This is a genomic window from Leucobacter sp. CX87, assembly GCF_018682295.1.
In the GTDB taxonomy this organism is placed as follows: domain Bacteria; phylum Actinomycetota; class Actinomycetes; order Actinomycetales; family Microbacteriaceae; genus Cx-87.
Window position 1 is genome coordinate 221648 of sequence record NZ_JAFIRI010000008.1, and the last position, 12264, is coordinate 233911.

General features: G+C 66.2%; 11 protein-coding genes. 8 read left to right on the forward strand and 3 right to left on the reverse strand.

The genetic code is table 11. From position 1 onward, the window contains the following. Positions 1–173 precede the first annotated feature (173 nt). Positions 174–1940: an acetyl/propionyl/methylcrotonyl-CoA carboxylase subunit alpha gene (locus tag KOE53_RS12775; protein WP_188045976.1), complete on the forward strand. Its 1767-nt coding sequence runs from the start codon at positions 174–176 to the stop codon at positions 1938–1940. A 9-nt stretch (positions 1941–1949) separates the two neighbouring features. Here the strand turns inward: KOE53_RS12775 and KOE53_RS12780 are convergent, their stop codons facing one another. Further along, positions 1950–3404: a PucR family transcriptional regulator gene (locus tag KOE53_RS12780; RefSeq protein ID WP_188058739.1), complete on the reverse strand. Its 1455-nt coding sequence runs from the start codon at positions 3402–3404 to the stop codon at positions 1950–1952. Positions 3405–3813: 409 nt separating this feature from the next. On the opposite strand from KOE53_RS12780, the gene KOE53_RS12785 reads away from it, so the two are divergent. The 5 genes from KOE53_RS12785 (at position 3814) to KOE53_RS12805 (ending at position 8866) form a co-directional block, all read left to right on the forward strand. Then, positions 3814–4941, forward strand: a complete 1128-nt coding sequence (locus tag KOE53_RS12785; RefSeq protein WP_188058740.1) for an extracellular solute-binding protein — start codon at positions 3814–3816, stop codon at positions 4939–4941. 5 nt (positions 4942–4946) lie between these two features. Beyond that, complete coding sequence (locus tag KOE53_RS12790; protein ID WP_188058741.1) at positions 4947–5861, forward strand: ABC transporter permease; 915 nt, start codon at positions 4947–4949, stop codon at positions 5859–5861. Next, a complete protein-coding gene (locus tag KOE53_RS12795) occupies positions 5861–6646 on the forward strand; it encodes an ABC transporter permease (RefSeq protein ID WP_188045980.1) in 786 nt (261 codons plus the stop codon). Before KOE53_RS12790 ends, KOE53_RS12795 begins: the two co-directional genes overlap by 1 nt. After that, positions 6643–7833 (forward strand): ABC transporter ATP-binding protein, encoded by a 1191-nt coding sequence (locus KOE53_RS12800; RefSeq protein WP_241095504.1) that lies wholly within the window; start codon positions 6643–6645, stop codon positions 7831–7833. Before KOE53_RS12795 ends, KOE53_RS12800 begins: the two co-directional genes overlap by 4 nt. Before the next feature lie 151 nt (positions 7834–7984). Then, positions 7985–8866, forward strand: coding sequence for an ankyrin repeat domain-containing protein (locus KOE53_RS12805; RefSeq protein WP_188058742.1), 882 nt, complete (start codon positions 7985–7987; stop codon positions 8864–8866). A gap of 24 nt (positions 8867–8890) precedes the next feature. Here KOE53_RS12805 and KOE53_RS12810 read toward each other — a convergent pair whose 3' ends face one another. Further along, positions 8891–9517, reverse strand: a complete 627-nt coding sequence (locus KOE53_RS12810) for a response regulator transcription factor (RefSeq protein ID WP_188045982.1) — start codon at positions 9515–9517, stop codon at positions 8891–8893. Continuing rightward, positions 9514–10692, reverse strand: a complete 1179-nt coding sequence (locus KOE53_RS12815) for a sensor histidine kinase (RefSeq protein ID WP_188058743.1) — start codon at positions 10690–10692, stop codon at positions 9514–9516. The genes KOE53_RS12810 and KOE53_RS12815 overlap by 4 nt, the downstream gene beginning before the upstream one ends. A 188-nt stretch (positions 10693–10880) precedes the next feature. On the opposite strand from KOE53_RS12815, the gene KOE53_RS12820 reads away from it, so the two are divergent. Then, positions 10881–11438, forward strand: a complete 558-nt coding sequence (locus KOE53_RS12820) for a GlcG/HbpS family heme-binding protein (protein ID WP_188058744.1) — start codon at positions 10881–10883, stop codon at positions 11436–11438. Continuing rightward, positions 11425–12207: an ankyrin repeat domain-containing protein gene (locus KOE53_RS12825; RefSeq protein WP_251364334.1), complete on the forward strand. Its 783-nt coding sequence runs from the start codon at positions 11425–11427 to the stop codon at positions 12205–12207. Before KOE53_RS12820 ends, KOE53_RS12825 begins: the two co-directional genes overlap by 14 nt. The last annotated feature ends 57 nt before the right edge of the window (positions 12208–12264 follow it).

Below are 12264 nucleotides of genomic sequence, written 5' to 3' on the forward strand. Positions count from 1 at the left end.
TCAGGGCGGGCCGATGCAGGATTGCTCGGCGCCGAGCGTGTGCTGTGTGCTCAGCGTAATGGCGCGAGTGGTCCGCCCGCTACGCCCGAACTGTCTGCTCCGGCAACGATCTGGTGAAAGGTTTGTTGCTCATATCCAAGGATCACCATTGGCACTCGAATAGGCTTGGGCCCATGTCTCGCATCCGTAAAGTGCTCATCGCCAACCGTGGCGAGATCGCCGTCCGCATTATTCGCGCAGCCCACGACAGCGGGATCGCCTCCGTCGCCGTCTACGCGGACCAGGATCGAGATGCCATGCACGCTCAGCTCGCTGACGAGGCGTACGCGCTGGTCGGCACGACGAGCGCCGAGACGTACCTCGTCATCGACAAGATTCTCGCGGCAGCTCGCCGCTCTGGTGCCGACGCCGTGCACCCCGGCTATGGCTTCCTCGCCGAGAACGCCGAGTTCGCGCGCGCCGTCATCGCCGCCGGTATGACCTGGATCGGACCGAGCCCCGAGGCAATCGAGCAGCTCGGCGACAAGGTGTCCGCGCGCCACGTGGCCGAGAGCGTCAACGCGCCGCTCGCCCCCGGAACGAGCGACCCCGTCAAGGACGCGTCCGAGGTCCTCGACTTCGTCGACGTGCACGGCCTGCCCGTCGCGATCAAGGCGGCCTTCGGCGGCGGAGGCCGCGGCCTCAAGGTCGCCTACGAGCGCGACGAGGTCGCCGAGCTCTTCGAATCGGCCACCCGCGAGGCCGTGTCGGCTTTCGGCCGCGGCGAGTGCTTCGTCGAGAAGTACCTGGAGAAGCCCCGCCACGTCGAGACCCAGTGCCTCGCCGACCAGCACGGCAACGTCGTCGTCGTCTCGACCCGCGACTGCTCGCTGCAGCGTCGCCACCAGAAGCTCGTGGAAGAGGCGCCCGCGCCGTTCCTCACCGATGCGCAGAACGCCGAGCTCGTGCGCGCGTCGAAGGAAATCCTGAAGGCCGTGAACTACGTCGGCGCCGGCACCTGCGAGTTCCTCGTCGCGCGTGATGGCACGGTCTCGTTCCTCGAGGTCAACACCCGCCTGCAGGTCGAGCACCCCGTCTCCGAGGAGATCACGGGCATCGACCTCGTGCGCGAACAGTTCCGCATCGCGGAGGGCGGCGTCCTCGACTACTCCGACCCCGTCCCCCACGGTCACTCCTTCGAGTTCCGCCTGAACGGCGAGGATCCGGGCAACGGCTTCCTCCCCGCCCCCGGCCCCGTTACGCAGTTCAAGGCGGCGAGTGGCCCCGGCGTGCGCGTCGACACGGGCGTTGCCGCGGGCGATGTCATCTCGGGATCCTTCGACTCGATGCTCGGCAAGCTCATCGTGACGGGCGCGACCCGCGAGCAGGCGCTTGAGCGCGCCCGCCGCGCGCTCGACGAGTTCGAGATCACCGGCCTGCCGACCGTGCTTCCGTTCCACCGCAAGATCGTACGCGATCCGGCGTTCACCGCGCAGGACGGCACGTTCGGCGTGTACACGCTCTGGATCGAGCAGGAGTTTGAGAACGACATCGAGCCTTGGGAGGGTGAGGTGCCGCCGCTCGGCGTCGCCGCGAGCCGCCAGAGCGTTGTCGTCGAGGTCGAGGGCCGCCGCGTCGAGGTCACCATGCCGACCTCGCTGCTGCCCCTGTCTGACCTCGAGGTCACTCGTGGTCCCGCTCCCCGCCGCGCGCACGGCAGCTCGGTCGCCACGGCAACCGGCGACTCGGTCTCCGCGCCCATGCAGGCCACGGTCGTCAAGATCGCGGTCGAAGAGGGCCAGCAGGTTTCCGCCGGCGACCTCGTCGTCGTGCTCGAGGCGATGAAGATGGAGCAGTCGATCTTCGCGCACCGTGATGGCATCATCAGCAGCATCAATGCCGAGGCCGGCACGACCGTGCCGAGCGGGCACGTGCTGCTCTCGGTGATCGACGCGGAGTAGCGCGGGACCCTACGCTTCGGCCCCGGGGCCCTCGTCGCCGTTTGGCGCGAGGTCCCCACAACGAATGGCTGCCTGCACCGCGAGCCAGCACTCTGCGGTGTCTTCCATCGCTGAGAGGTCCCGGTCGATGATCTTCTCAATGCGGGAAACTCGCGCGATCAGCGTCTGTCGATGCACGAAGAGTCGTTCTGATGCTCGCACCCAGCTGCAGTTTTCTTCAAGAAACACCCTGAGTGTGTGCGTGAGCGAGGTCCCTCGCTGTTGGTCGTAGGTTTGCAGCGGGCCCAGCACTTGCCGCGCAATATGCCGTAGTTGCTCAGTGCTGTTCGGCAAGAACAATGAGGCGTTCTCGTGCTCCTCAAAGTGCATCACGCGACCGCTTTGATGGTTCCGGATCAGGGCGCTGCGGGCCTGCCGCAGCGCGGGCTGCAACTCTGCCAGCCCGAGAAACGTCGCACTGACTCCGATACGCGTCTGCTCGTCAGCGAGCGCAGCCAGCGCCTCCTCAAGCGCGTCGTTCCTTCCGGTCAACAGCAGCACCTGCGCGTCCTTGGTGGTTGCGAGTGCAGGGATCCTGAGCATCGCAAAGGTCGCGTGTGCTCGGTCGATCGTCGCGAGCGCACCCTCACTCTGCAGCACCGCGAGGAAATAGGGCGGCAGCACCCCATGCGCGGCCACGAGATTCTCTGCGGGTCCGCTTGCGACTGAATCGTCGCAGAGGTCCGCGAGCAGGAGTGAGCCATGCAGCCACTCACTGCGATGGTTTGCCGCCTGTATTGACAGCGCGCTACTCACGATGCTGGCGACATGCTGCAGGAGGGTGCGATTCATCGTGTGCGGGTACTCGAACTTCAGCTCGGGGCTTGCGGGAGCATGGGTCGCAATTGCGACAACGCCCGTCGCGATGCGCTGCATCGTCCCTGGTGCATTCGAGATGCCGAGACTGCCGCGTTGGTGAAGCGTCAGCGGCCCGCCCAGCATTTCACCGAGCGCATCGAGCAGGTCTTCAATCGGGGCACTATCCGGGTGAGCCGCGAGTGCCGCATACATTTGCTCGGTCTGCTGGACTCTGGCAGAGCGGCCCTGCTGCACGCTCTCCGCCACGGCCTTTCCCACCACCGCAAAGGGCACGTCATGCTCTGTCTGCAAGACGGGAAACCCTAGTTCCGCAGCGTGCTCAAGCGCCTCAGCGGTGAAGGGAACTTCGATGAGTTCCGGGTCGACCGTCACCGCACTGATTCCCGCGGCGTACATGCCGTCGAGGTACGTGCACTGCTCGGCGGTTGTCGCCGGAACCCCGATCCCGGTCGTCATCACGAGCGTGCCTGCCCCAAGCCATCGCCCTGGCTCTACGAGCTCGCAGACATGCGCCCAGGTGATCGGCCGGTCCTCCCCCACCCCTGGGGTCAGAGAAACCGTGCGCGCAATGGGAAGCTCGATGAGTGACTTGACCGTGAACTTCATGCGTCCCGTTCCGCCGCAGCCGTGAGGTCCGCATCGAATTGCGGCGCACGGGAGTTGTCGCGAAGCGACATCCCAACGTCCACAACTTCCATGCGCGTTCCTCCTCGAACTGCCATCGCTGCTCATCTCATCGTAGGCAGGACTGAGCCCGAGCGGGTTCCATGCGCACTCGCTGCCGCCAAATCCCTATCTTCGTACGATGTCGAGAGCGGGCTGTGTACGAAGCTATGAAAGATCGCTGACGCGGTAACGAAGCGGTCACAGGGGCCATGGTCTGGGTGAATTTCGCTGGTAGCTTCAGGGCAGCCGCCGGGCGAACTGATCCGGCTGGTCGACTGAAACCACCGATGAGCACCGACCGAGTTGCCGGGTCGTCGGTGATATCCATCACGATGAAGTGAGGAAGCACATGTCCACTGTGAACAACACAAAAGCTCGACGAGGCCTGGGGCTGGTCGCTGGCGCGGCAGCCCTCGCGCTGACTCTGGTCGGCTGTAGCGGAGCCTCCGAGCCGGAGCCCGCAGCAGATCACAACCTTGGCACGCCCGTCGCCGGTGAGATCAAGGCCGGCGCGCTCGACGGCGTCACACTCACGTTCGCCGGGTCCGGCGGAGTCTTCCAGGACGGCCAGACCGAAGCACTCTGGGACCCGTTCGCGAAGGCTTCAGGCGCGACGATGAACCAAGACGCGTTCGATGCCGGGAAGCTGAAGGCCATGGTGGACGCCGGCAACGTGAGCTGGGACATCGTGAACACGACGCAGTTCGACACCGCCCGTGGCTGCGGAACCCTGTACGAAGAGATTGACTACAGCCAGATCGATATCTCGAAGGTGCCCGAGGGCACGATCACCGACAAGTGCATGGTTCCTCAGATTCTGTATGGCCTCGTTGTCGTCTACAACACCGACAAATTTGGGGACAACCCGCCCACAAGCGCCGCCGACTTCTTCGACACGGAGAAGTTCCCCGGGAAGCGCACCGTGAGCCAGTCCACCTACGTCGATCCTCAGACGGTCGAGTTTGCTCTCACGGCGCAGGGCAAGGACGTCACCGATCTGTCGACTGACGACATCGAAGGCGCCTTCGACATGTACAAGGATCTCGGCGACAACGTGATCGGTTGGACCACCGGCGCGCAGGCGCAGCAGCAGCTTGAATCCGGAGAAGCGGTGATGGGTCTCGTCTGGTCGGGCCGCGGCTACGGAGCCGCAGCGGCCGGGGCCCCGGTTGCACCGATGTGGGACCAGTGGATGATCATGGTCGACTCGAACGGCATCCCGAAGGGCGTCAAGGACAAGCAGGCCGCCTTCGCAGCGGTGAACTACTCCATCGGCGCCGAGCAGCAGGCCAAGATGAGCGAGCTCACCTCGTATGGCGGGGTGAACATCGACGCGAAGCCGAAGTTGGACGATCAGCTCGCGGAATGGATGACCACGGAGCACCTCGACACCGGAATCGCGCCCAACGTCGACTTCTGGGTCGAGAACTACGATGCACTTTCTGCGGCATGGGCCGGCTGGGCGACCGGAAACTAATCACCATGACCGAAAACACTGCTACCGGGGGCGTCGCGCGAGTGGGCGGCGCCTCCGGTACGGATGCGGCAGGCGCGAAGACTCGAGGGCCAAAGAACTGGCGTCCGTTCCTTCTGCTGATACCCGCATTCGTGATCGTTACCCTGTTCTTCCTCGCGCCGCTCATCGATGTGTTTATTCGCTCCGTCACCGATCCCGTGCCGGGACTGCAGAACTATGAGTGGCTCTTTAGCACCGAGGCCAACCTCAACGTCGTGCTCCGCACCTTTGGAACAGCATTCCTGGTCACCTTCGTGTGTTTGTTGCTCGCGTACCCCTACGCCTACCTGATGACCATCGTGTCGGATCGCACGCGCAACATGATGCAGCTCTTCATCATGATGCCGCTGTGGACCTCGATCCTGGTGCGCACCCTCGCATGGATGGTGTTGCTCCAAGACACCGGACCGATCAACGGCCTACTCGAGGTGTGGTTCGGGATCGGCCCGATCCCGCTGATCCGCACGACGTTCGGCGTCGCGCTCGGCATGAGCCAAGTCTTGCTCCCGTTCATGGTGCTGCCTTTGTACTCATCGATGTCAAAGATCGACAAGCGTCTGTTGCCCGCAGCATCCAACCTCGGGGCAAACCCGGTGACGGCCTTCTTCACGGTGTATCTGCCGCTGTCCAAGCCCGGAATCTTCTCGGGTGGAGTGACGGTCTTCATCCTGGGCCTCGGCTTCTACATCATCCCGGCGCTGCTGGGTTCGTCGAAGGAGATCATGATTTCGGCGCTCATCCAGCAGCAGATCAGCGTCTTCCTCATGTGGGGCCAGGGCACTGCGCTCGGCATATTTCTGCTCGCCTGCACGATCGCGATCCTCGTCTTGGTGTCGCGATTCAATAGGAACGGCAGCCTGTTCCCGGGGGTGGATCGCTGATGACAACGAAACGGCTGCTCGGCGCATTCGCCGTCATCATCGTGCTGTGGTTGATCCTTCCCACGCTCGTCATCGTGCCGATGTCGTTCAACGAGGCCTCGTCGTTCAACTTCCCGCCCAAGGGGTTCTCGACCAGGTGGTACGAGAACTTCTTCACGGACCCGAACTGGATGAAGGCACTCTTCTCCTCGCTCCAGGTCGCCGTACTCACCATGGTGATTGCAACGTCGGTGGGCGTGCTCGCTTCCCTGGGCTTGGCAAAGGTGAAGTTTCGCGGGAAGGGCCTGCTTGAGGGCTACTTCCTCCTCCCCCTGATCGTGCCTGGCATTGTGCTCGCGGTCGGCCTCTACTCACTGTTCCTGCGACTCGACCTCCTCGGCACGCTCCCCGGGTTCGTCCTCGCGCACACCATCGTGTCGATGCCGCTCGTGATCACCAACGTGATGGCATCGCTACAGGGGGTTGACCCTCGACTCGAACAGGCCTCGGCAAGCCTGGGTGCAGGGCGGGTACAAACGTTCTTCAGCATTACGTTGCCCTTGATCGCGCCGGGGGTGACTGCGGGTGCACTCTTCGCCTTCGTCACCTCGTTCGATGAAGTAATTCTGTCCCTCTTCATTCAGAGCCCCTCCTTGCAGACGCTGCCAGTGAAAATCTTCAACAGCGTCACGCAAAGCAATGACCCAACAGTGGCCGCGGTGGCGGTAATCACGATGCTCACCTCGGTGATCGTGATGCTCATCGCGCAGTTCGCCACGCGGAAAAGAAAGCGACCGGTAGCGTGAACGCTCTGACACACAACGACAACCCCCTGCCCGAAGGACATGAGCAGGAGCTGCGGACTGAGGGTCTGAACACCTCCGCAATCCACGCCATCGGCGACGCCGGGATCAGCTTGAACTCGGTGACGAAGCGCTACGGCGAGAGCACCGTGGTCGACGAGATCGACCTGGTGATCGAGCCGGGCGAGTTCATGACTTTCCTCGGCCCGTCCGGGTCAGGCAAGACGACCACGCTCAACATGATCGCGGGCTTCACCTCGGTCACGGAAGGCCTGCTGCATATCTATGGCAAGCCCGTGGCGAAGCTCCCACCGCACAAGCGCGACATCGGCATGGTGTTCCAGAACTACGCCCTGTTCCCACACAAGACCGTCGCCGAGAACATCGCGTACCCCCTGCAGCGCCGCAAGCTCAGCAAGGCCGCGCAAAAAGAGAAGGTCGCGACGGCACTCGGCATGGTGCGCATGGGCGACTTCGGAGATCGCTACCCGTCAGAACTCTCCGGCGGCCAGCAGCAGCGAGTCGCTCTGGCGCGAGCGCTCGTGTACGAACCGCGCGTGCTGCTGATGGATGAGCCCCTCGGTGCCCTCGACAAGAAGCTCCGCGAGTGGTTGCAGACCGAGATCAAGCGCATCCACCGCGAGGTGGGATCGACGTTCGTGTACGTGACGCACGATCAGGAGGAAGCACTGTCCATGTCGGACCGCATCGCGGTCTTCAACAACGGCAGGATCGAGCAGGTCGGCACGTCGGAGGACCTCTACGAGGCACCGCAGACGCTGTTTGTCGGGCGGTTCCTCGGCGAGTCCACCGTGCTCCTGGGGAAGGGGATCACGGTTGGCGAGCGACAGACCGCGCTCGAGATCGCCGGGCACCGAGTGGTTGCAGATGGGCAGTCGGCACACGAGAACCTTGCGATCCTCATCCGTCCCGAGAATCTGCGACTAGAGTCCGCGGGCACGCCAATCGGCGAATCACAGAACTCGATCCCCGTCACCATCCTCGACGTCACCTACCTGGGAGCGTCTCGGCGATACACGGTGAGGCTGCCTGACGGCACTGAGGGTGCGGTTCGCCTCGGTCAGGACGCACGCATCCACAACCGCGGGGACAACGTCGCAATGATGTGGGACATATCCTCTGGCGTGCTGCTCGTCGACACCGGCGATGCGGGAGAGTCCGCAACGTAGACGGCGCGGCCGACCAGCAGGATCAGCGCGTCGAAACGGGGAGGATGGGCACACGCCCACCTCCCCGTTTCGACGCGTCCTCCTGGGCACTCCCTGAGGTCCATCAATTGATTGACGCGGGGCGCCTCGCCCGCGACGTAGCGTGCAAGATGTGAACACTTCGACCCGTCGGCGCTGGCCGGCCCTCCTCCTGCTCGCGCTGCCGTTGGCGCTCTCCGCCTGCGCGGCCGAGCCCGCGGCCACCGAGCCGACGCAGGTCGCACCACCCGCGCCCACCGCACCGACGCCCCTGCCCGCGCCCAAACCCACCGAGGTACCGCCAGAGCTGCCCCAGGCCGAGCTCGACGCTCGCCTCCGCGCCGCGGCCTGGGCCAACGACGTCGACGCCGCGAGGAAGCTCATCGAACAGGGCGCCGACGTGAACGCGAAGGACGACACCGTACAGTCCGCGTACCTCATCGCCACGAGTGAGGGCCGTCTCGAGTTGCTGCGCCTCACGCTCGCACACGGCGCGAACGTGCACGACCTCGACAGCTGGGTCGGCACCGGCCTCATCCGCGCCGCGGAGCGTGGGCATTGGGACGTCGTGGGCGAGCTGATCCAAGCGGGAACTCCCCTCGATCACGTCAACCGGATCGGCTACCAGGCGATCCACGAGGCGGTCTGGCTCGGCCGCGACGACCCGACCTACCACGCGACCGTGCGGGTGCTCGTCGCCGGCGGCGTCCAGTTCCAGGCACCCTCCGGATTCGAGGGCCTCACTCCGCTCCAGATGGCCTACTCGAAGGGGTACCCCACCCAGGCCGCGCTGCTCGAGGCGCTTGCGGCCACGCCGCTGCCGGCCGATCCGGTGCCGGCGTTGCTCGCCGCGGCCGCGGCAGGGGACGCGAACGGGGTGGCCCTCGCGCTGCGGGCGGGCGCTCCCGCAGACAGCGTCGACACTCAGGGGCGCAGCGCCCTCGAGATCGCGGAGCACGCGGGGCACGCGGGGCACCTCGCCTCGGCACAGGTGATTCGCGCGCTCGGCGGGTAGGCCGCCGGTTCGCGCACGACCCACCTACAGCCGGATGAGCCCGCTCTTGATCGCGCTCGCGACCGCCGCCTGCCGGCTATCGACGTCCAGCTTGGTGAAAATATGGTGCAGATGCGTCTTCACGGTCGCCTCGCTCACCATGAGCTTCGCGGCGAGAGCTCGATTCGCCAGGCCTGCGGCGGCGAGCTCCAACACCTCGAGCTCGCGCCCGGTGAGGACGTCCCCCGGGTGCTGCATCCGTTCGAGCAGCCGCGCCGCGATCGGGCCGGCGAGCGCCGCCGCCCCACCCGCCGCCGCCCGAATCGCCCCGAAGAGTTCGGCCGGGCGGCTGTCCTTGACGAGGTAGCCGACCGCACCAGCCTCGACCGCGCGCACGATGTCCGCGTCCGAGTCGTACGCCGTGAAGACAATGACGCGCGTCTGGGGACAGGCGCGGACGATCTTGCGCGTGGCCGCGATCCCGCCCTCCTCGCCCGAACCGAGGTCCAGGTCCATGAGAACAACGTCAACACTCTCGCGCGTGGCGAGCGCCACCGCGTCTGCCGCGTTCCCAGCATCCGCGACGACCTCGAAGTCGCGCTGCGTCGCGAGCAGCGACTGAATACCGTGGCGCAGCACGGGGTGATCGTCGACGAGCAGGATGCGGATCATGCTGCGCCTTCCGTCGGATCGTTTCGATGGTTGGGAATCACTCCCGCGACCACCGTGCCGGCACCCGCGGCACTTTCCAGGGTGAACACTCCGCCCAGGTTCTCGACCCGCCAAGCCATGGCGCGCAGGCCATACCCGGCACCGCTCGGGTCACGGAGATCAGGATCGAAACCCACGCCGTTGTCGGCGATGTCCACCCCCACCGCGTCGCCGAAGAAGGTCAGCGTGAGCTTGCGTGCCGGGGCGTCCGCGTGCTTGTTCGCGTTGATGAGCGCCTCCTGGGCGACGCGCAGCAAGGCATGTGCGGTGGACTCCGCGACCACGCGCTCGTCACCGATGACCTCGACCGACGCGTCGTACTTGCGCCCGAGCTCCTGCATCGAGGCGGCGAGCGGCTCGCGCGCCACCCCGGCCAGAACGAGCCCGTGCATGAGCTGCCGGGTCTCCGTCAGGCTCACCCGCAGTAACTCCTGCGCCTGCACCACCGCGGGAGAAGAGCCTCGCTGCAGCTCCTCCGACTCCAAAAGCAGCAACGCACTTGCGGTGCGCTGGACCACAGTGTCGTGGAGCTCGCTCGCCACCCGCCCGCGTTCGGCCAGTCCGCCCGCCTCTCGCTCCGACTGCGCCAACTGCGCCCGGGTGTCGACGAGCTGGGCGATCAGTTGACGGCCGTCGTCGAGCGACTGGGTGAGCCCACGATAGGCGAGAGTCAGCACGAACCCGCCGAGGAACGGGCCCAGAACCAGCCCGAGGTCCTCGCCCTTCGACATCAGCAGCAGGCCGACGCTCACTGCAATCACGATCAGCGCCGATGCGATCAGCGCCGATGCCCCGCGCAGCACCCGATAGACCGCGACAAAGAGCGCGAACGCGCACCAGCCGTACGAGGGTGCGATGACCACGAGCGGCAGCCAGAGCCCCGTCGCAATCAGGATCCCTGCGCGCTGCCGGGCGAGACCCGCTGCTGCCCGCGCGGCCACGGCGGCGAAGGCGTATGCGGCCCCCGAACCCAGAGCCAACACGAGCACGAGCACGCCGAGCGACCCGAACGGGTGGTTACTGAAGTAGCGGAGTGAGCAGATCAGCAGGAGGGCAGCGAAGCCAATATCCACCGCGAGGTTCATCGCGGCGAGGCCGCGGGCGGCGCGCGCGTCGGGTGAGAGTGGGATGGCCATCGCCCCCAGTATTGCCCACGCCGCGGGCGAATGGATCAATCAATTGATTGAGCGCATGAGGGCCGATCGGTCGATGCGGGGCGGTATTGTGCCGAGGAGAGTGGGTATGCACGACGGAGCACCGCGATCGACTGCGGGGCTCCGGCCCGTTGTACACGGGTATCCACCACAAAGCAGCTGGGATTCACATGACTACGAACCGCACACTGATCGTCACCGCCGCAACGCTTCTGGCCGCATCTGCCGGGCTCGTTGGCTGCGCGAGCGCAACGGCGGAGAAGCCGCAAACCTCGGCAGCTGCCGCGACCGTGGTGCACGAGGGCAACACCGTTTCGTCCGCTCGCCTGAGCGCACAGACGGCGACCGTCGCCGCCCAGGCCGCGCTCGCGCAGTGCGAGGCCGATGGTCTGGGCTTCGTGACCGTCGCGGTCGTCGACCGCAATGGCCAGCTGCAGGCGCTGGTGCGCGGCAACAACGCCGCCGAGCACACCATCGAGGCGGCCCAGCAGAAGGCGTACACCTCCGCAGCGTTCGGTGCGAGCACGAGCGACCTAGTGGAGCGCGCGGACGAGAACGGCCTGCACCGCCTCCCCGGCACGCTCTTCATGCCGGGTGGGGTCAGCGTGAAACTCGGCGACGCCTCGATCGCAGGTATCGGGGTTGGCGGGGCACCGTCGGGTATGGCGGACCAACAGTGCGCGGCGGCGGGCCTCGCGGCGATTGAAGCTGAAGTTGCCCCGGCGTAGCAAGCGGGGCAGCGGGCTCCGTCGGGCGGCGATCTCCCTCGCCCTGACCGCGTCCGTCGCGCTGGCCGCCACCGCCTGCGCGGCGGACGCCCCGGCGGCCCCCACGCAGCCGGCGCCCGCGTCCGAGCCGGCGCCGGCACCCATGCCCGCGCCGCCCACCGCCGAGGAGCGCGCAGCGGCGACCGCCGCATTGTTCGTCGCAGTGGGCGCGAGCGACGCGCCCGCTGCGGATGCGGCCATCGCGGCGGGGGCGGACCTGGAGAGCCGGAACGAGCTCGGTCAGACCCCGCTCGTCGCGGCGACGAAGGCGAACTCGATCGAGATCGCACTGCTGCTGCTTGACGCGGGCGCCGACCCGAACGCGAAGGACGGCATCGAGGACTCGGCGTTTCTCTACGCCGGCGCCGAGGGATTCAACGAGATCCTCGTGGCGACGCTGGCACACGGAGCCGACGTCAACAGCCTGAATCGATTCGCGGGAACCGCGCTCATCCCCGCAAGCGAACACGCCCACATCGACACGGTGCGGATCCTGATCGATGCGGGGGTGCCGCTCGACCACATGAACAATTTTGGCTGGACCGCCCTGCACGAGGCGATCGTGCTGGGCGACGGCGGGGACGGGGCGGCGCAGGTCGTCCGCATGCTGCTCGAGGCCGGGGCGGACCCGCGGCTGCCCTCGGGCGGCGGGGTTTCGCCCCGAGACCTCGCCGTGAATAGCGGGCGCTGGAACCTCGTCGCGGAGATTGACCGCTTCCTGACGCGATAGAGCCGCTGCAGCGCCCGTAGACTTGCGACGACCGCGGAGGTCATCGCCTGTCCGCGG

Bases quoted from the DNA above. Each gene is read 5' to 3' on its own strand.
- KOE53_RS12815 (WP_188058743.1), bottom strand. From the start codon at position 10,692: ATGGCCATCCCACTCTCACCCGACGCGCGCGCCGCCCGCGGCCTCGCC.
- KOE53_RS12810 (WP_188045982.1), bottom strand. From the start codon at position 9,517: ATGATCCGCATCCTGCTCGTCGACGATCACCCCGTGCTGCGCCACGGT.
- KOE53_RS12820 (WP_188058744.1), top strand. From the start codon at position 10,881: ATGACTACGAACCGCACACTGATCGTCACCGCCGCAACGCTTCTGGCC.
- KOE53_RS12785 (WP_188058740.1), top strand. From the start codon at position 3,814: ATGTCCACTGTGAACAACACAAAAGCTCGACGAGGCCTGGGGCTGGTC.
- KOE53_RS12775 (WP_188045976.1), top strand. From the start codon at position 174: ATGTCTCGCATCCGTAAAGTGCTCATCGCCAACCGTGGCGAGATCGCC.
- KOE53_RS12795 (WP_188045980.1), top strand. From the start codon at position 5,861: ATGACAACGAAACGGCTGCTCGGCGCATTCGCCGTCATCATCGTGCTG.
- KOE53_RS12780 (WP_188058739.1), bottom strand. From the start codon at position 3,404: ATGAAGTTCACGGTCAAGTCACTCATCGAGCTTCCCATTGCGCGCACG.
- KOE53_RS12790 (WP_188058741.1), top strand. From the start codon at position 4,947: ATGACCGAAAACACTGCTACCGGGGGCGTCGCGCGAGTGGGCGGCGCC.